This is a genomic window from Telmatospirillum sp. J64-1 (assembly GCF_006980715.1).
Taxonomy (GTDB): Bacteria; Pseudomonadota; Alphaproteobacteria; order Rhodospirillales; family Magnetospirillaceae; genus Oleiliquidispirillum; species Oleiliquidispirillum nitrogeniifigens.
This window is the reverse complement of sequence record NZ_SBHN01000005.1, coordinates 46,656-64,162: the sequence shown is the minus strand read 5'-3', so window position 1 is coordinate 64,162 and position 17,507 is coordinate 46,656. Positions and strand designations below refer to the sequence as shown.

The following is a 17,507-nucleotide window of genomic DNA, read 5'->3' as shown; positions in this document are numbered from 1 at the left end:
GCCTCATCCCTGCCGCCGGTAGGGTCCCGCCTCGGCGGTTTCCTCCATGTCCATCGCGATCATTTCCCGTTCCTGTTCCAGGAAGCGGGCGACGGCGGCGCGCAGGCCCGGATCGGCGATCCAATGGGCCGACCATGTCGGGTTGGGTAGGTAGCCCCGCTGGACCTTGTGCGCCCCTTGCGCGCCCGCCTCCACCCGCTTCAGGCCATGGGCAATGGCATAGTCGATGGCGCGGTAGTAGCAGGCTTCGAAATGCAGGAAGGGCAGGTCCTCGCTGGCCCCCCAGTTGCGGCCGTACAGGGTGTCGCTGGACTTGAGGTTCAGCGCCCCGGCGATGGGGTTGCCGTGGCGTTCGGCCACCACCAGCACCACCGCATCCCCCATGTTCCGCCCCAGCAGGTGGAAGAAATCCTTGGTCAGATAGGCATGGGCCCATTTGCGGTCGATGGTCGAGAGATAGAAGCGGTAGAAGGCATCCCAATGCCGCTCCTCGATCTCCTGACCGCTCAAGATGCGGATGTCCACGCCATGGGAATTGGCCTGTTCGCGTTCCTTGCGGATGGCCTTGCGCTTGCGGGAGGACAATTCCCCGAGGAAATCGTCGAAGCTTCCATAGCCCCGGTTTTCCCAGTGATATTGCTGGCCTATGCGGGTCATCAGACCGGCTTCCCCCATCAGCCGGCATTCCTCTTCGGTGGGGAAGGTGATGTGCAGCGACGAGGCGCGGCTGCGCTTGGCCAGTTCCAGCATGGCGGCGATCAGCACCTGGCGGGTGGACGGCGGCGCGTCCGGACGCAGCATCAGGCGCGAGCCGGTGGCCGGTGTGAAGGGAACGGCGCATTGCAGCTTGGGATAGTAACGACCGCCCGCCCGGTGATAGGCTTCCGCCCAGCCCCAATCGAAGACATATTCTCCATAGGAATGGGATTTCAGATAGAGTGGCGCCACCGCCAGCGCCTTGCCCTTGTCGTCGAGCGCCACCAAGTGCTGAGGCGCCCAACCGCTTTCCGGGCAGGCCGAGCCCGAGGCTTCGAGGGCATGCAGGAAGGCATGGCGGGTGAAGGGATGGTCGCCGCCGGCACAGGAATCCCATTCCTCGGCCGAGATATCGGCGATGCGGGACAGGACCTTGACTGTTGTCGCTTCGCTGCCGTCGGGCATCATGCCGTCTCCCGTCAACTGGTGGATCGCTAGATGGAGGATAGTGGGATAGAACCAGATACCGCTCCTGGCAAGGCCTCCCCCTTGGCCGATGCCTCTCCGGAGGAGAGAAAGGCGCGCGAGTTGAAGAAGATGCGCCGCTTGGCCTCGGGCCTTCTGGTGCTGATGCTGGTGGTCTTCATCCTCGCCCGCCAGTATATGGGAGTCTATCCTTGGCTGTCCTATGTGGAGGCCTTCGCCGAGGCGGCAATGATCGGGGCCATTGCCGATTGGTTCGCGGTGACGGCGCTGTTCCGCCATCCGCTGCGCCTGCCCATTCCCCATACGGCGATCATTCCGCGTAACAAGGACCGCATCGGCCAGTCGCTGGGCCGTTTCATCTCGACCAATTTCCTCGATCCGGTCCTCATCCGCCAGAAATTGCGCGACATGGACAGCGGCCGCAAGGTGGCCCATTGGCTGGCCCAGCCGGACAATGCGCGCTTCCTGGCGGTCCGCATGTCGGGAACCGTCAAGCCGATCCTTGAAGCGCTGGACGACGAGCATGTGAGGGTCTTCGTGCGCGACGCCATCACCCGCCGCCTGGCGGCGGTCGAGGCGGCGCCCTTGCTGGCCCGCGTGCTGGGCGTGCTGGTCGCTCACCGCCACCATCAGGTGCTGTTCGACCGCCTGCTCGATATCTCCGCGGACTTCCTCTACAACCACCGCGAGGAACTGCGCGAGAAGGTCGAGGCCAAGTCAGCTTGGTGGCTGCCAAAATTCGTCGATGAAAAGATTTTCGCCAAGATCGTGACGGGGATCGAGGACACGCTGCTGGAAATGCGCGATCCTGATCATCCCTGGCGCGAGAATTTCTCGGTGGCGGTCGAGGAATTCTGCCATCACCTGCTGCATTCCCCCGAATACCGCGCCCGGGGCGAGGAATTGAAGGCCGAATTCCTGGCCAATCCCGAGGTGCAGGCCTATCTCGGCTCGGTGTGGAATGAATTGCGGGCGCATCTGCTGGCCGACCTGGACGAAAGCGAAGGCGCCATCCGCACCGGGCTGGAACGTGCCTTGCTCAGCCTGGGGCGGCGCCTGGACAGCGATCCCAAGATGCAGGCCATCCTGAACCGCTGGCTGGAACGCATCGTGCTGCATTATGCCGTGCCCCAGCGCGACCAGATCGGCCGCTTCATCGCCGGTGTGGTCGAACGCTGGGACACGCGCACCCTGGTCGACAAGCTGGAACTGCAGGTCGGCAAGGACCTGCAATATATCCGCATCAACGGCACCGTGGTCGGCGGTGCCGTGGGCCTGCTCATCCATGCGCTGACGCAGGCCATTGGCTGGCCGTAGAGCTTATTCCTCGGGCGTCTGCGCCGCCTGGTTCTCCTGCTCCCAAAGCGGCGTGCCGAGATTGACGGCGTCCGGGCTGGTGGTGGCACCCGTGCCCGCGCCGATGGCGCCGCCGGCAATCACACCGGCCGGGCCGAAGGGTATGCCGGCCGCCGCGCCGATGCCCGCGCCGCTGGCGGTGCGGTCGCCCGTATCGGTGCCGCAAGCGGCGAGCAGCAGGCTGGCTGCGGCGATGCTGAGGGCGGAAAGCTTCATCATGGGGCTCCATTGGTCAGGTTGCTCATGCAAGAACGAACATGGAGAAGGCGCAAAGAGTTCCGCTCTTCCCACTTCGCGCGCCCTTGGGTAGGCTCTCGCCCCTATCGAAAGGAGAAGCGACGGGTATGGGCGGCGCGAAAAAGGTGGTGGTGATCGGCGGTGGGCCGGCGGGACTGATGGCCGCCACGGCGGCGGCGCAAGGCGGCGCGGAAGTCGAAGTCTTCGAGGCCAAGCCTTCGGTGGGCCGGAAATTCCTGCTGGCCGGGCGCAGCGGCCTCAACCTCACCCATTCCGAACCCCGCGAGCGTTTCCTCGCCCGCTATGGCGAAAGGAGCGAGGTCTTCGCCCGGTTTCTCGACGCCTTCTCGCCCGAGGACCTGCGTATTTTCCTGGGCAGGCTGGGGGTGGAAACCTTCATCGGCAGCTCGGGCCGCGTCTTTCCCAAGGAATTCAAGGCCTCGGCCACCTTGCGTGCCTGGCTGGCTCATCTCGCCGAACTGGGGGTGAGCCTGCGGACGCGCCATCGCTGGCTGGGCTGGGACGGCGACGGAGCCCTGATCTTCGACAGCGCCGAGGGACGGATCATCCGTCGTCCCGACGCCACCATCCTGGCCTTGGGCGGGGCCAGTTGGCCGCGCATGGGATCGGATGCCGCCTGGGTATCCCTGCTGGAAGAGAAGGGGGTGAGGGTGGCACCGCTGGAGGCCTCGAATTGCGGCGTCGAGGTGGCCTGGTCGGAGCCCCTGCGCGAGCGCTTCGCCGGTCAGCCCCTGAAGAATGTGGTCCTGTCCTGCGGCGGCCAGGAAGCGGGCGGTGAAATCGTCATCACGCGCTACGGCCTGGAAGGGGGAACCGTCTATGCCCTTTCCGCCGTCCTGCGCGAGCAGTTGCGGAGGCAGGGCCACGGGGTCCTGCGGATCGACCTCAAGCGCGACCTGGGACAGGAGGAAATCCTTCGCCGCCTGAGCCAGGGCAGGGGGGCGGCGAGCCTTCCCAATCACCTGAAGAAGGCCCTGAAGCTGCCGCCGCCGTCCTATTCCCTGATCCGCGACTGCGCCCCCGAGGCCTTGGCCGACCCTGCCAAGCTGGCCGCCGCCATCAAGGCCCTGCCGGTGCGGGTGGAGGCCCTGCGTCCGGTGGAGGAAGCCATCTCCACGGCGGGCGGCATCGCCTTCGACGAACTGACCGAGGCGCTGGAACTGAAAAAACTGCCCTCCGTCTTCGCCTGCGGCGAAATGCTGGATTGGGATGCGCCCACGGGGGGCTATCTGCTCCAGGGCTGTTTCAGCACCGGCTGGTGGGTCGGAACAAAGGTCTGAAACAGCCTGCAAAGCAGCCATGCTTCGAGACAGCCCTGCGGGCCTCCTCAGCATGAGGATTAACAAATTGAGATATTTATCGAATTAGCCTCATGCTGAGGAGCCGCGAAGCGGCGTCTCGAAGCATGAGGCGGGCCCGGCGAGGGCGAAGATGAAATCAGACCGTGATGCGCATTGAAGGCACGAGACTCTATCGTCCTATCTTCAGCTGAGGCGCCGCCAGGTTGGAAAAGGGCTTGGCGGGCAGGGTGGTGACCGTGACGTCCTCGGCGGGCTTGGAGAAGTAATAGCCCTGGCCGTAATCGATGCCGATCTCTCGGCAGAGATGGACGGCTTTTTCCTGCTCGACCATGGCGGCAATGGTTTTCATGTGCATCTCGCTCGCCATGCCTGCGATGGCGCGCAGGAAGGGCTTGCCGTGGCGGCTGTCGAAGGCGTCGAGCAGATAGCTGCCGTCGATCTTGATGGTGTCCACCTCCAGCGCGCGCAGGGACTGGAAGGCCGAGGGACCGGCGCCGAAATCGTCCAGGCAGATCTTGCAGCCGAAGGAGCGCAGCCGGCGCAGTACGAGGTTGACCCCCTCCAGATTCTGGACTTCCGGGCTTTCGGTGATTTCGAAGGACAGGCGCGAGAGCAGCCCCTCGTGCTCGTAGAGCATCACCACCAGCTTGTTGGCGAAGGCGCTGTTGTCGAGGGAGCGGGTGGACAGGTTGAGGGCCAGTTTAGCGCCGACGGGAAGGCCGGCATTGTCCTGCAGGACGGCGATGGCGCGGCGGCAGATGGCCAGGTTGACTTCGTGCTCCAGGTCCAGGTTGCGCGCCGTTTCCAGGAATTCCCTGGGGAAGACCAGCTTTCCCTGCTGTTCGATACGGGCCAACGCCTCGTATTGCAGGACGGTCCAATGGTTCAGGCAGACGATGGGCTGGAAGACGAAGCGGATGGCTTCGGCCTCCAGCAGGCTGCGGAAGCGGACCGTCTGCTCCTGCGTTTCGACGGTCAGTTCGGTGAAGGTCTCGGCCAGCGAGGAATGCGGCAGGATGCCGTACTCGCCGAAGCAGCCGAGTAGGTGGCGCAGGCAGCGCAGCAGGTCCGGCTGGCCCAGCGGCGCATCCAGCGTCACCGTCGCCCAGGCTGGGTCCGCGATGCCCAGGGTCTTGCCCAGCCGTGCTGCCAAAGTGGCAGGGTCGAGAGTGCCTTCATGCAGCAGACCGAAGGAATTCTCGCCGATGCGCCGGACGGAATCGCCCCCCAGCGACCAAGCGCGCAGCAGGGCTTCCGCCGTCGCCAGCTGCGAGGGATCGAGAGGCAGCGTGACCAGGGTCACGGCATGGCCAGCGGAATCCTTGCGCGCTTGGCTGAGGCGGTTGCAGACGAGGTCGGCGAAGCCGTCGGAATCAGGCTCCCCAGCCCCCTCCGTGCCGTCCTGTTGTGGCGCGGCGCGCAGGTGATTGACGGTCAGATGGACGGTGCCGCCCGGCCCCTGCGTGGCGATGCCGGACAATTCGGTCGGGACCAGCGTGCCGTCGGGCAGGGTGAAATGCAGGCGGATGCGATGAAGCCGCCCGTCCTGGCGCAAGCGGTGCAGGGCCTCGGCCAGGGTAGGGCGGTCGGCCTCGGCCGTCATCTGATTGAGAAGCAGGCCCGGCAGCCGGTCGTCGGCGAGGCCGAAAATGGCCGCGCTCGCCCCGGCGGCGAACAGGATGTCCCCTTCCGGCCCCAGCTCCAGAAGCACGTCGGCTCCGGCGAAGGCAAAGGCCAGGAAGCGGTCGCGCTGGGCGCGAAGCGAGGGATCGACGGCGTTCATGTCAATCGAAGGCGAAGATGCCTTCCACCTCCACCGCCACGCCCCTGGGCAGGCTGGGAACGCCGACCGCGGCGCGGGCATGGCGTCCGGCCTCGCCGAAGACTTCGACCATCAGGTCCGAGGCGCCGTTGATCACCTGCGGCTGTTCGGTGAAGTCGGGCGTGCAGCTGACGAAGCCTCCCAGGCGCACGACGCGGCGTACCCGGTCGAGATCGCCCAGCGCCGACTTGACCTGCGAGATCAGGTTCAGGCCGCACAGCTTGGCGGCTTCATAGCCTTCGTCGGTACTGAATTCGGCACCCAGCTTGCCGATGAAGGCGGGAGTGCCGTCCTTCAGGGTGATCTGGCCCGACACGAACAGAAGGTCGCCATTGATGACGTAAGGAACGTAATTGGCGACGGGTGCCGCCAGTTGGGGCAGTTGCAGGCCCAGATCCTTGAGACGGGCTTCGACCTTGCCGGCCATTTTTCCTCCTGCGCGAAAGTTTATCTATGAAACACTATCCCGGATCGGGGGTGGCGGTCTATGGGGTGAAAGCGTGATAGGCGCGGCATCGGGAAAATCTTCTCCGAAAAGGTGTCGCCATTCCCCGATGGCCTCGGATATATCGCCCGAGGCCTGGTGACGTCCCGCCAGCACCGCCCGCCAATAGGCGCTTTCCGCCGGGCCATGCCAAGCGTTGCCGATCTCCAGCTTTTCCCAGCCGCCGGGCATGTCGAAGCCGCCGGGCGTATGGGCACGGCCCCAGGCCAGGAAGGCGGTGAAGAGGTCGGGCCAGGATTTCGGGGCAGGGTCGGCACCCAGATATTCCCGCACCAGGATTTCCAGCTCGAAGGAGGAGACCGGCACGGCGCATTGCCGGGCCCAGGCCTTGGCCAGCAGCAGCAGACCGGTGGCGCGGCCGTCATGCAGGCGGTCGGTCAGGCGCAGGGCGGCAGCTTCGGCGACGGGATTGCTGTGGCGCCAGCGTCCCGCCAAGGCCACGAGGAAGCCCTCTTCCTCGATGAAGGCGGGCAGCACGCGGACCTGGGCGGCGGGCGTGTTCACCCAGCTTTCACCGGCCACCAGGGCGACGCGGCGGGGAAAGGCCGCACGCAGCACGGCCTCGACCGTTTCGATGGGATGGGACTGGCCGCGTTCGGCATCCGGCAGAAGATAAAGCAAGTCTACCTGCGCCGCCGGGGCCAGGGCGGTCAGCTTGCCGACGCTGCCCGCCACCAGCAGGTCGTCGCGCAGGTCCAGCGGGGCGTCAGGACGGAAATGTCGACGCAGGGACTCGGCTATGACGATGGCGGCCGCCCGGGCGCGGGCGTGGTCTTCGGGCGACGGGCGCAGGGACGTGAGAAAGGCATCAAACCGGGCGTCGATCATTGCCGCAAATTATCACGCACATGGCTTATGACCAGGAGAAATTCCGGAAGCCCAGGTCGCTCGGAGGGGGGAAGGGCAATCCTACCGCAACAGCACTAGTCCGATCGGATAGATGAAACCACAGCTTTCATTGCCACGTTCCTGGTGTGGTCGTGTTCCGCCGGGAGCAGCAAGGGGGGAAAGCCTATGCCTGTGATCGGGATATCCGGCTCCTATGGCGGCCTCAACCTGGGAGACGAGGCGATCCTGTCCTCTACCGTGCCGCAGATCCGCCAAGTCGTTCCCGATGCCGAAATCGTCGTTTTTACCCGTAATGTCGAGCATACGCGGCGTCATCACCTGGTGGACCGGGTGCTGTGTCCGCGCGACGTGCTGCGCGAGGAGATCCTGCCCGAGATCAGGCGGCTGGACCTTCTGCTGCTGGGCGGCGGCGGCATCCTCTACGATTACGAGGCCGGGGCCTATCTGCGCGAGGTGATGATCGCCCACGAACTGGGCATTCCCACCTTCGCCTTCGCCATCGGCGTCGGCCCGTTGCACGACCGCGAGGAACAGCGGGCCGTGCGCGACGGGCTGGAACGGATGGCCGGTATCACCGTGCGCGAGACGGGGGCGCGGCGGGTGCTGGAAGAGATCGGCGTCCGCACGCCGATCACCGTGACGGCCGATTTAGCCTTTCTGCTGGAACCCGAGCCGGGCGGTGAGGATCTGTTGCGGACGGGGGGACTCGACCCGCAGAACAACCTGGTGGCCCTGTCCCTGCGCGAAGCGGGCGGCGCCGCACCCGATCTCAGCCAATCGGCCTATCACGCCTTGCTGGCCGACACGGCCGATTACATCATCCGCCGTTTCGACGCCCAGGTCGTCTTCATCCCGATGGAATATGCCGACCTGCGCGAGGCCCATCGCGTGCTGGGGGTCATGGCCTTGCCCCATCGCGCCCGCGTGCTGGGCTTCGACTACCGCCCGCGACAATTGCTGGCCATGATGCCCTATTTCCAGATGGCCGTGGGGATGCGCCTGCATTTCCTGATCTTCGCGGCCCTGTCGGGCGTGCCGCTGATGGCGCTGCCCTATGCCAGCAAGGTGGCAGACCTGATCAGCGCCCTGGGGTTGCCGCGTCGTGCGGCGGTACCGGCGGAACGCAGCGGCCTGTTCCTGGCGGATCTCGACCGCCTGTGGGACGAGCGTCATCGCCAGCCGCCTGCGGTCGCGCCGCGCGTGGAGATGCTGAAGGCGGCGGCGCGGCGCACGATGCCCCTGGCGGCCGAGGTCATCCTGCCCAGGACAGGGGGCGGCCCCATCGTGCCGGTCTAGGAAGGGGTGCGGACAAAAAAAGGGAGGCCTCAGCCTCCCGTAAGTTCTCTTCGCATGAAGAAGGTTCTCGTCGCTTCAAATGGCACCTTCGCGCACGTATCGCAAGGATTAGACTGACGGACTATCCCTTTGCGCGGTCGGGTCAATAGAGCTTTCGTCCATTCAGCATCGTGAATGCCGCCGCGCCGATCCCCAACAATGCGGCCGTGGTCAGCCAGGGATGGCGCATGGCGCTGGTATAGGCGCTATGTTCCCTTACATGGCCCTGCCAGTTCGAGCGCTCGTAACCGTCCTTTCCCGGCTTGTAGAGCGCGTCGCCGAGGGGGCGGGGCTCGACGTCGGTGCGCTGCTGGCGGCCCATGGTGGCGGCCATCACCTTGTCCATCAGGCCGGGCGCCAGCTTGTTCATCGTGGTCATCATCTTCCCGCCGCCGCCTACCACCATATCGCGGGTGGGATTGGCTGCGGCGTAGAGGATCGCTTCGGCGACCAGATGCGGGGCATAGACCGGCGACGGCACGCGGGCGGGCTTGCCCATGTAGTTGCGGGCATGCTCGCGGAAGGGCGTATCGATGCCCGCGGGCTTGATCAGCGTCACGGAAACCGGCGCGTTGTCCTGCATCAGCTCGATCCGCAGGCCTTCGGTGAAGCCCATGACGGCGTGCTTGCTGGCGGAATAGGCGGCCTGTTCGGGCAGGCTGACCTCGGAAGCGACGCTGCCGATATTGATCAGCGCCCCCCCTGAGCGGCGCAGATAGGGCAGGGCGATCATCGAGCCATGGACGACGCCCCAGTAATTGGTCTCGAACAGCCGCCGGTGATCGCTGAGCGGCGTGCGGTCCAGGCGCCCGAAGATGGAAACACCGGCATTGTTGACCCAGGTGTCGATGCCGCCGAAGGTTCGCATGGCCGTGTCGGCGATGCGTTGCACGTCGCGGGGATTGGCAACGTCGGCGGGCACGTCAACGCAGCCGGGCCCCTTGCGCCGTAATTCCTCGGACAGGCGGTGCAGGGTTTCTTCGTCGCGGGAGGCGATGACGAGGCGGACGCCGGATTCAGTCGCCATGCGGGCGGTGGCGAGGCCGATCCCGCTGGTTGCGCCGGTGATCACCATGACCTGGCGGTTGAGGGGTTTGAGCTTGACTGTCATGAACGGCTTCCTGCTGGTGACGGCTCACTGGCCGAACACCTCTGCTGACCGAAAGGTTCTGGCGCGCCGCGAGGGAATGGTTGCGGCCGGGACCTTGTGCCGCCACCTTGAGGGGATCGGCCGGGATCGCAGCGAAGGAGGGAGTCATGGGATTGCTGGTGGAGGGAGTCTGGCAGGACAAGTGGTACGACACGTCTTCGACCGGGGGACGGTTCGAGCGGTCTTCCGCCGCCTTCCGCAACCAGGTCGAGGAAGGCGGCAAGTTCCCGCCCGAGGCCGGGCGCTATCACCTCTATGTCTCCTGGGCCTGCCCCTGGGCCCACCGCACCATGATCTATCGCAGCCTGAAGGGATTGCAGGATGCCATCGGCGTCACCGTGGTCGAACCGCTGATGCTGGAAAACGGCTGGGAGATCGCCGAAGGCGCGGACAAGGTCAACGGCGCCACCCGCCTATGGCAGGTCTATGTCAAGGCGGACCCGGATTATACCGGACGGGTCACCGTGCCGGTGCTGTGGGATTGCCGGACGGGCACCATCGTCAACAACGAATCTTCCGAGATCATCCGCCTGCTCGACCGCTGGCCGGGAAGCAAGGGGCCGCTCTTCCGTCCGCCGGAACTGGCCGAGGAGATCGATGCGCTGAACGACGAGATCTATCCCGCCATCAATAACGGCGTCTATCGCGCTGGTTTCGCCACCACCCAGGAGGCCTATGAAGAGGCCTATGATCAGCTTTTCGCCGCCCTGGACCGGCTGGAACAGCGTCTCTCCGACCGGCCTTTCCTATTGGGCGACAAGGTGACGGAGGCCGATTGGCGGCTGTTCACCACCTTGCTGCGCTTCGATCCGGTCTATTACAGCCATTTCAAGTGCAACCGGAACCGCCTGAGCGACTTTCCCGAGCTATGGGACTATACCCGGACCCTCTACCAGATCCCCGGTGTCGCCGAGACGGTGCATTTCGACCATATCAAGACCCATTACTACGCCAGTCACCGCATGATCAACGCCACCGGCATCGTGCCCAAGGGGCCGGAGCTGGATTATTCCGCCCCGACCCGCCGGAATGTGCCCTATTGGACGTAGAAAAGGGCGGTTCCGGCAACGGCACTGACGGCCAAAACCAGGATCATATTTGCCTTCAGTCGCCACAGGGCCAGGAAGGCGGCGACGGCCAGCAGCGCGGACGGCACATCCAGCGTGGCGGGATCGGGCAGCAGCAGGCGCAGGCCGAAACCGCGCCATTCGCCCACCTCGGCGAAAAGGACATGCAGCCCGAACCACAGGGCCAGGTTCAGGATGACGCCGACAACGGCGGCCGTGATCGCCGACAGGGCGGCGCTCAAGTTCTTGTTGCCGCGCAAGGATTCGATATAGGGCCCGCCCAGGAAGATCCACAGGAAGCAGGGGGCGAAGGTGACCCAGGTGGTGATCAGGGCGCCGAAAACACCCGCCACCATCGGATCAAGCATGCCGGGATTGCGGTAGGCGGCCATGAAGCCGACGAATTGCAGCACCATGATCAGCGGGCCGGGAGTGGTTTCGGCCATGCCCAGACCGTCGAGCATCTCGCCCGGCGCCAGCCACCCATAAGTGCCGACCGCCTGCTGCGCCACATAGGCCAGCACCGCATAGGCGCCGCCGAAGGTGACCACTGCCATCTTGCTGAAGAACAGGCCTTCCTGGACATAGACATGCGCCGGGCCCAGCACGGCGGCCAGCACCACCAGCGGCCCCAGCCACAGCAGCAGGCAGATCACGATGATCTTGATGGCCCGGCTGGTGGAAGGGCGCACATGATCCATGCGTCCGGCCCGGATGGCGGCATCGACGATGCCGTCGCTGTCTGCGCTGTCATGATCCTTGATGACCAGGAATTTCTCGGGTTTCCAGTTCTTGCCCAGGAAGCCGATCAGCGCCGCCGCCGCAATGATGATGGGAAAGGCGATGTCGAAGAAGAAGATGGCGACGAAGGCGCCCGCGGCGATGCCGTACATATAGCCGTTCTTCAGCGCCTTGGCGGCGATCTTCAGAACCGCCTGCACCACGACGGCCAGCACGGCCGCCTTGATGCCGTAGAAGATGGCCTCGACCAGCGTGACGTCCTGGAAACCGGCATAGAGGATGCTCAAGGCCAGGATCACCAGCGCGCCTGGCAGCACGAACAGGATGCCCGCCACCAGCCCGCCCAGCGTGCGATGCAGCAGCCAGCCGATATAGATGGCCAATTGCTGGGCTTCCGGTCCCGGTAGCAGCATGCAGTAATTCAGGGCATGCAGGAAACGGTTCTCGCTGACCCATTTCCGCTCGTCCACCACCAGCTTGTGCATCAGGGCGATCTGCCCGGCGGGGCCGCCGAAGCTCAAGAGCCCGATCTTGAGCCAAAGCCAGAAGGCGGTGCGGAAGGGGACGTGTTCGGACGGGGCCAGGGGCGGCGATTGCATCAGGAAGGCCTGCTCTTTCGGGGTAGGCGGACGGGGGCGGATATTAGACCGGTTTTCCTTTGTCTTAAAACGACTTTCGCCCCCAGGAAGAAGGGCCGTCCTTATCCCCCCGTCAGCGGCCAGAAAAACAGCAAGGCCGGCAGGCTGACCGCGATGACGACGATTTCCAGCGGCAGCCCCATGCGCCAGTAATCGCCGAAGCGATATCCGCCGGGCCCGAGGATCAGGGTGTTGTTCTGGTGGCCGATGGGCGTGAGGAAGGCGCAGGAGGCGCCGATCGCCACGGCCATCAGGAAGGCGTCGGGACTGCTGCCGAAATGATGGGCCGACACGACGGCGATGGGTGCCATGACGGCGGCTGTGGCGGCATTGTTCATGAAATCCGACAGCGTCATGGTGACGATCAGGATCAGGGCCAGGGCAATCACCGGCGAGCCGCCCGACAGGTTGTTGATGACGGTGTTGGCGATCATCGCCGCCGTGCCGGTTTCCTCCATGGCCGTGGCCAGGGGGATCATGGCGCCCAGCAGGACGATCACCGACCAGTCGATGGAATCGTAGAGATTGCGCAACGGCACCAGCCGCGTGATCACGAACAGCACGGCGGCGGCGGCGAAAACGATCTGGGCCGGAATACCGGCCAGGGTGGTCAGGGCGATGGCGGCCCCCATGATGGCGACGGCGAGAATGGTCTCGCGGCGCCGGGGGAATTTCAGGCCGCGCTGGACCAGGGGAACGCAATTGAACTGGGCGATGACGTCGGCCAGCCGGTCGCCGCGGCCTTGCAGCAGCAGGACGTCGCCCGCCTTCAGACGCTGGTCTCGCAACCTGTTCCAGGGCAGGCGGCGGCCCTGTCGGGATAGGCCCAGCAGATTGACGCCGAAGCGCGAGCGAAGCTGGATATCCTTGACGCTGCGCTGGTCCAGCGGGCTGCCCGGCCGCACCGCCACTTCCATCATCTCGATATCGGCGGCTTCCAGCGCTTCCTCGCTCATCTTGCGGTCGTCGACCAGCTTAAGGCCGTAGGCGGTGATGAAATCGGTCAGGGCCTGGGGTTCGGCCTCGACCACCAGGATGTCGTCGGCCTTGATGCGGCGCCAGCGGCTGGGCGCCAGGAAGCGTTCGTCGTCGCGCACCAGCCCGATGATCTGCCCGCCCACCTCCGCGAGTTCCTTCTCGAAAGCCGCCAGCGTCCGCCCGACCAGGGTACCGTCGGGGATGTAGATCTCGGTGAAGTAGTTGCCGACGTCGAACAATTCGTTGTCGGTCTTGCTTTGCTGCCTCGGCTTGGGCAGCAGCCGCCAGCCGATCAGGGTGATGAAGGCGATCCCGGCGACGACCACGCTCAGCCCCACGGGGGCGAAGTCGAACATGGCGAAGGGCGCCTTTCCGGCTTGGTCGCGGAAGCCCGAGATGATGATGTTGGGCGGTGTGCCGATCAGCGTCGTCATGCCGCCCAGGATCGAGCCGAAGGAAACCGGCATCAGCAGCAGACCGGCATGAATGTTGTTCTTCTGCGCGGCCTGGATCACCACCGGCATCATCAGCGCCAGTGCGCCGACATTATTCATGAAGGCCGACAGGAAGGCCGCCAGCCCCGACATGCTCAGGATCAGCATGGTCGGCCCCGCCTTCGCGGGCAAGGCGTGGCGCGCTAGGATGTCGATGGCGCCGGAATTGAACAGGCCCTTGCTCAACACCAGCACGGAGGCGACGGTGATGACGGCGGGATGGCCGAAGCCGGAAAAGGCTGTCTCCACCGGAACCTGCCCGACGGCCACGCCGGCCAGCAGGGCCATCATGGCAACGAGGTCATGGCGCCAGCGCCCCCAGATGAACAGCGCCATGGCCCCGAACAGGATGGCGAGAATCGCCCCTTGCGCGAATGTCAATGTTCCTCCCCCTCGCAGCCCCTGTATTCGGAAGATGTGGTGCCGCAAATATGCACCCGAGTGCGCCCCACTGTAAGACGTCCCTCGCGGAAGGGGGAGGATCAGGCCGCCGGGACGCGGCGGAGGAAGATCTTCACCACTTCATAGCCGACCATTCCCACCAGCATGGAACCGGCGAAGATCCAGGCCTCGGCAAGGCCCAGCCCCAACGCCGTCAGGGCCGGGCCGGGGCAGAAGCCGACCAGCCCCCAGCCCAGGCCGAACAGGATGGCGCCCAGCACCAGCGGGCGGTCGATCCGGTTCATTCCCGGTTCCTGGAAGTCCGGGACGGCAAGCGGCGCGCGGCGTTTCCGCCCCAGCACGAAGCCCAGGGCCGCCACGGGAATGGCCGTGGCCATGACGAAGGCGAGGCTGGGGTCCCAGTTCCCCGCCAAGTCGAGAAAGCCCAGCACCTTTTCGGGATCGATCATGGACGAAACCGTCAGGCCCAGGCCGAAGAGCAGGCCGGACAGCAGGGCGAGGAGAAGGGCGGCCATGGTTCAGGCTCCCAGCAGGTGACGGGTGACGAAGACGGTAAGGATGGCCGTCGCCATGAACAGGGCGGTGGCGGCCAGGGACCGGCGCGACAGCCGGGCGAGGCCGCAGACGGCATGGCCGCTGGTGCATCCGCTGCCCAGCCGGGTGCCGAAGCCGACCAGCAGCCCGGCGGCGACGACCATGCCCGGCGTGGCGGCGACGGTGGGCGTGGGGATCGTTCCGCCCAGCAGGCCGTAGAGCAAGGGGGCTGCGATCATTCCCGCGAGAAAGGCGGCGCGCCAGGCGGTGTTGCCCGGCCGGGCCGAAACGAGGCCGCCCAGAATGCCGCTGATCCCGGCGATGCGGCCGTTGCCGATCCACAACAGGGCCGCAGACAGGCCGATCAACAAGCCGCCGATGGCGGCGGAAAGGGGAGTGAAGTTTTCCATGGGCTTTCTACCGTTCCTGGACTTTTATTAAGTTTATCTAATATTTCGGCCCTGCCTGAAATACAAGCGGAATCGGCAATGATTGCTTTGCGGGCTTCTCCTCTGTTGCCTCCTGCCGCTGCTTCTGCAAGGCTGTGCGGCCGCTGCTGGTTCATCTTCCGGCAGGCGGGAAGGAGATGAGGAGAGAGAGATGAGGGGATTGAAGAAGGTTCTGCTGTCGGCGGTCGCGTTCGCGGCGCTGGGGGGCGTGGCGCAGGCGGCACCGGCGGAGAAGGTGAAGATCGGTCTGGTGACCACTCTGACGGGGCCGTCGGCGGTGCTGGGCCAGCAGATCCGCGACGGCTTCCTGCTGTCGGTGCAGCAGAATGGCGGCAAGATCGGCGGCATCGAAGCGGAAGTGATCGTCGTCGATGACGAGCAGAAGCCCGACGTGGCGGTCAACCGTGTGCGCGGCCTGATCGAGCGCGACAAGGTCGATTTCGTCGTCGGCCCGGTCTTCTCGAACATCGCCGTCGCCATGTTCAAGCCGGTGGTCCAGTCCGAGACCTTCTTCATCAGCCCCAATTCCGGCACCTCGAATTTCGCCGGCAGGGATTGCAGCCCCTATTACTTCGTCACCTCCTACCAGAACGACCAGATGCACGGCGTACTGGGCAAGCACGCGCAGAACGAAGGCCTGAAGCGCGTGGTCCTGATGGTGCCGAACTACCAGGCGGGCAAGGATTCCGTGGCCGGCTTCAAGCGCCACTACGAAGGCGAGATCGTGGACGAGATCTACACCTCGCTGGGCCAGCTCGATTTCTCGGCCGAACTGGCGCGGATCGCCGCCCTTCAGCCCGATGCCTTGTTCACCTTCATGCCCGGCGGCATGGGCGTCAACCTGACCAAGCAGTTCCGCCAGGCCGGTCTGGCCGACAAGGTGAAGTTCCTCTCCGCCTTCACCGTCGATGAAACGACCCTGCCGGCGCAGCGCGACGATGCCGTCGGCTTCTTCGGCGGCGCCAATTGGGCGCCGGATTTCGACAACGAACAGTCCAAGGCCTTCGTCGCGGCCTATGAAGCCGCGTTCGACAATGTGCCCGGCACCTATGCCATGCAGGCCTTCGACGCCGCCCAGCTTCTCGACAGCGCCGTGCGCGGTGTCGGCGGCGACCTGTCCGACAAGGACGCCGTCCGCGCCGCCCTGATGAAGGCCGATTTCCCCTCGCTGCGCGGCGAGTTCACGTTCAACCACAACGGCTATCCCATCCAGGACTTCTATCTGGTCAAGGCCGCCAAGCGTGAGGACGGCAAGTACCAGACCGAGATCGTCGAGAAGATCTTCGACGATTACGCCGATGATTATGCCGGGCAGTGCCGTCTGGGGAGCTGATCTTTCCACAAAGGATGTCGGAGCGTTTGCCCATCCTTCGAGACGGCCCTTCGGGCCTCCTCAGGATGAGGGCAGAGCATTTGGAATAGCCTCACCCTGAGGAGCCACGCAGTGGCGTCTCGAAGGGTGGGGCGGGCCCAAAGCGTTCCGGCTTTTTAAGGTTCAGGTGAAGGGAAACGCGCGGATGTCGACCACGCTGTTGGTGGTTCAGACCTTGAACGGGCTGCAATTCGGAATCCTGCTGTTCTTGATTGCGGCGGGCCTGACCCTGGTGTTCGGGGTCATGGATTTCGTCAATCTGGCCCATGGCGTCCAATACATGATCGGCGCCTATCTGGCGGCGACCTTCACCGCCTTGACCGGCAATTTCCTCTGGGGCCTGCTGCTGGCCCTGCCGACGGCGCTGGTGGTCGGCATCATCCTGGAGGTCCTGGTCTTCAGGCATCTCTACGAGCGGGATCATCTCTCGCAGGTGCTGGCGACCTTCGGCGTCATCCTGTTCCTGAACGAGGCGGTCAAGCTGATCTGGGGCGCGGCGCCGCTGGGCGTGCCGGTGCCCGAGATGCTGTCGGGCAATGTGGTGCTGATGGATGGCGTCCTCTATCCCGTCTATCGCCTGGTCATCATCGGCGCGGGCCTGGCCGTGGCCCTGCTGCTGTATTTCGGGGTCAATCATACCCGCGTCGGCATGCTGGTGCGGGCGGGGGCGAGCAATCCGCGCATGGTCTCGGCGCTGGGGGTCAATATCGGGCGGCTGTTCATGATTGTCTTCGGCTTCGGCGCCATGCTGGCCGGTTTCGCCGGGATCATGGTCGCGCCCATCCTGTCGGTGGAGCCGGGCATGGGCGACAACCTGCTGATCCTGGCCATGGTGGTGATCGTCATCGGCGGCATCGGCTCGATCCGGGGCGCCTTCATCGCCGCGCTGCTGATCGGACTGGTGGACACGCTGGGGCGGTCCTTCTTCGGCGACCTGCTGCGCCTGTTCATGCCCGCCGCCACGGCCAGCCAGACGGGCCGGGCCATCGCGCCGATGCTGATCTATATCCTGATGGCGGCCGTCCTGTTCTTCCGGCCCGCCGGCCTGTTCCCGGCGCGGCGGTGAGAAAGGCC

At 65.2% G+C, this 17,507-nt stretch carries 16 protein-coding genes; 6 read left to right on the top strand and 10 right to left on the bottom strand.

The features are described 5' to 3' along the window. Positions 1-3 precede the first annotated feature (3 nt). On the bottom strand, positions 4-1,164 hold the full coding sequence (locus EPD66_RS06260) for a GNAT family N-acetyltransferase (RefSeq protein ID WP_370511865.1): 1,161 nt from the start codon (positions 1,162-1,164) through the stop codon (positions 4-6). Between the two features lie 129 nt (positions 1,165-1,293). Here EPD66_RS06260 and EPD66_RS06255 point away from each other — a divergent pair, with 129 nt between their 5' ends. Next, entirely contained in the window at positions 1,294-2,499 is a 1,206-nt protein-coding gene (locus tag EPD66_RS06255; RefSeq protein WP_255448394.1) for a DUF445 domain-containing protein, read from the top strand. 3 nt (positions 2,500-2,502) lie between these two features. On the opposite strand, the gene EPD66_RS06250 is transcribed toward EPD66_RS06255, so the two are convergent. Beyond that, positions 2,503-2,757 carry a hypothetical protein gene (locus EPD66_RS06250; protein WP_255448387.1) on the bottom strand — a complete coding sequence of 85 codons (255 nt, stop codon included), beginning with the start codon at positions 2,755-2,757 and terminating at the stop codon, positions 2,503-2,505. A gap of 38 nt (positions 2,758-2,795) precedes the next feature. Between EPD66_RS06250 and EPD66_RS06245 the strand changes: the two genes are divergently transcribed. Next, positions 2,796-4,076, top strand: a complete 1,281-nt coding sequence (locus tag EPD66_RS06245; RefSeq protein ID WP_142847631.1) for a TIGR03862 family flavoprotein — start codon at positions 2,796-2,798, stop codon at positions 4,074-4,076. A gap of 190 nt (positions 4,077-4,266) precedes the next feature. Here the strand turns inward: EPD66_RS06245 and EPD66_RS06240 are convergent, their stop codons facing one another. Genes EPD66_RS06240 through EPD66_RS06230 form a run of 3 tightly spaced genes read right to left on the bottom strand, consistent with a single transcriptional unit; the run spans position 4,267 to position 7,252 of the window. Then, complete coding sequence (locus tag EPD66_RS06240) at positions 4,267-5,880, bottom strand: EAL domain-containing protein (protein ID WP_185961282.1); 1,614 nt, start codon at positions 5,878-5,880, stop codon at positions 4,267-4,269. 1 nt (position 5,881) lies between these two features. Continuing rightward, entirely contained in the window at positions 5,882-6,346 is a 465-nt protein-coding gene (locus EPD66_RS06235; RefSeq protein ID WP_142847629.1) for a RidA family protein, read from the bottom strand. A gap of 24 nt (positions 6,347-6,370) precedes the next feature. Then, positions 6,371-7,252, bottom strand: a complete 882-nt coding sequence (locus EPD66_RS06230) for a hypothetical protein (RefSeq protein ID WP_142847628.1) — start codon at positions 7,250-7,252, stop codon at positions 6,371-6,373. Between the two features lie 192 nt (positions 7,253-7,444). On the opposite strand from EPD66_RS06230, the gene EPD66_RS06225 reads away from it, so the two are divergent. Beyond that, on the top strand, positions 7,445-8,569 hold the full coding sequence (locus tag EPD66_RS06225) for a polysaccharide pyruvyl transferase family protein (RefSeq protein WP_221930891.1): 1,125 nt from the start codon (positions 7,445-7,447) through the stop codon (positions 8,567-8,569). A gap of 142 nt (positions 8,570-8,711) precedes the next feature. On the opposite strand, the gene EPD66_RS06220 is transcribed toward EPD66_RS06225, so the two are convergent. Continuing rightward, positions 8,712-9,719: an SDR family oxidoreductase gene (locus tag EPD66_RS06220; protein WP_142847626.1), complete on the bottom strand. Its 1,008-nt coding sequence runs from the start codon at positions 9,717-9,719 to the stop codon at positions 8,712-8,714. Positions 9,720-9,865: 146 nt separating this feature from the next. Between EPD66_RS06220 and EPD66_RS06215 the strand changes: the two genes are divergently transcribed. Beyond that, complete coding sequence (locus tag EPD66_RS06215) at positions 9,866-10,807, top strand: glutathione S-transferase family protein (protein ID WP_142847625.1); 942 nt, start codon at positions 9,866-9,868, stop codon at positions 10,805-10,807. Here EPD66_RS06215 and chrA read toward each other — a convergent pair. From chrA to EPD66_RS06195, 4 genes are all read right to left on the bottom strand, one after another. Then, positions 10,795-12,165 carry a chromate efflux transporter gene (chrA, locus tag EPD66_RS06210; protein ID WP_142847624.1) on the bottom strand — a complete coding sequence of 457 codons (1,371 nt, stop codon included), beginning with the start codon at positions 12,163-12,165 and terminating at the stop codon, positions 10,795-10,797. The genes EPD66_RS06215 and chrA overlap by 13 nt on opposite strands. A gap of 101 nt (positions 12,166-12,266) precedes the next feature. Beyond that, a complete protein-coding gene (locus tag EPD66_RS06205) occupies positions 12,267-14,057 on the bottom strand; it encodes an SLC13 family permease (RefSeq protein ID WP_142847623.1) in 1,791 nt (596 codons plus the stop codon). Positions 14,058-14,158: 101 nt separating this feature from the next. Then, positions 14,159-14,593: a DUF6691 family protein gene (locus EPD66_RS06200; protein WP_142847622.1), complete on the bottom strand. Its 435-nt coding sequence runs from the start codon at positions 14,591-14,593 to the stop codon at positions 14,159-14,161. A 3-nt stretch (positions 14,594-14,596) separates the two neighbouring features. Then, complete coding sequence (locus EPD66_RS06195; RefSeq protein WP_142847621.1) at positions 14,597-15,022, bottom strand: YeeE/YedE family protein; 426 nt, start codon at positions 15,020-15,022, stop codon at positions 14,597-14,599. A gap of 190 nt (positions 15,023-15,212) precedes the next feature. Between EPD66_RS06195 and EPD66_RS06190 the strand changes: the two genes are divergently transcribed. Together EPD66_RS06190 and EPD66_RS06185 are read left to right on the top strand one after the other, a co-directional pair. After that, positions 15,213-16,394 (top strand): ABC transporter substrate-binding protein, encoded by a 1,182-nt coding sequence (locus tag EPD66_RS06190; protein ID WP_142847620.1) that lies wholly within the window; start codon positions 15,213-15,215, stop codon positions 16,392-16,394. Between the two features lie 184 nt (positions 16,395-16,578). Further along, a complete protein-coding gene (locus EPD66_RS06185) occupies positions 16,579-17,499 on the top strand; it encodes a branched-chain amino acid ABC transporter permease (RefSeq protein WP_142847619.1) in 921 nt (306 codons plus the stop codon). Positions 17,500-17,507: the final 8 nt, after the last annotated feature.

Bases quoted from the DNA above. Each gene is read 5' to 3' on its own strand.
- EPD66_RS06260 (WP_370511865.1), bottom strand. From the start codon at position 1,164: ATGATGCCCGACGGCAGCGAAGCGACAACAGTCAAGGTCCTGTCCCGC.
- EPD66_RS06255 (WP_255448394.1), top strand. From the start codon at position 1,294: ATGCGCCGCTTGGCCTCGGGCCTTCTGGTGCTGATGCTGGTGGTCTTC.
- EPD66_RS06250 (WP_255448387.1), bottom strand. From the start codon at position 2,757: ATGATGAAGCTTTCCGCCCTCAGCATCGCCGCAGCCAGCCTGCTGCTC.
- EPD66_RS06245 (WP_142847631.1), top strand. From the start codon at position 2,796: ATGGAGAAGGCGCAAAGAGTTCCGCTCTTCCCACTTCGCGCGCCCTTG.
- EPD66_RS06240 (WP_185961282.1), bottom strand. From the start codon at position 5,880: ATGAACGCCGTCGATCCCTCGCTTCGCGCCCAGCGCGACCGCTTCCTG.
- EPD66_RS06235 (WP_142847629.1), bottom strand. From the start codon at position 6,346: ATGGCCGGCAAGGTCGAAGCCCGTCTCAAGGATCTGGGCCTGCAACTG.
- EPD66_RS06230 (WP_142847628.1), bottom strand. From the start codon at position 7,252: ATGATCGACGCCCGGTTTGATGCCTTTCTCACGTCCCTGCGCCCGTCG.
- EPD66_RS06220 (WP_142847626.1), bottom strand. From the start codon at position 9,719: ATGACAGTCAAGCTCAAACCCCTCAACCGCCAGGTCATGGTGATCACC.
- EPD66_RS06215 (WP_142847625.1), top strand. From the start codon at position 9,866: ATGGGATTGCTGGTGGAGGGAGTCTGGCAGGACAAGTGGTACGACACG.
- chrA (WP_142847624.1), bottom strand. From the start codon at position 12,165: ATGCAATCGCCGCCCCTGGCCCCGTCCGAACACGTCCCCTTCCGCACC.
- EPD66_RS06200 (WP_142847622.1), bottom strand. From the start codon at position 14,593: ATGGCCGCCCTTCTCCTCGCCCTGCTGTCCGGCCTGCTCTTCGGCCTG.
- EPD66_RS06195 (WP_142847621.1), bottom strand. From the start codon at position 15,022: ATGGAAAACTTCACTCCCCTTTCCGCCGCCATCGGCGGCTTGTTGATC.
- EPD66_RS06190 (WP_142847620.1), top strand. From the start codon at position 15,213: ATGAGGGGATTGAAGAAGGTTCTGCTGTCGGCGGTCGCGTTCGCGGCG.
- EPD66_RS06185 (WP_142847619.1), top strand. From the start codon at position 16,579: ATGTCGACCACGCTGTTGGTGGTTCAGACCTTGAACGGGCTGCAATTC.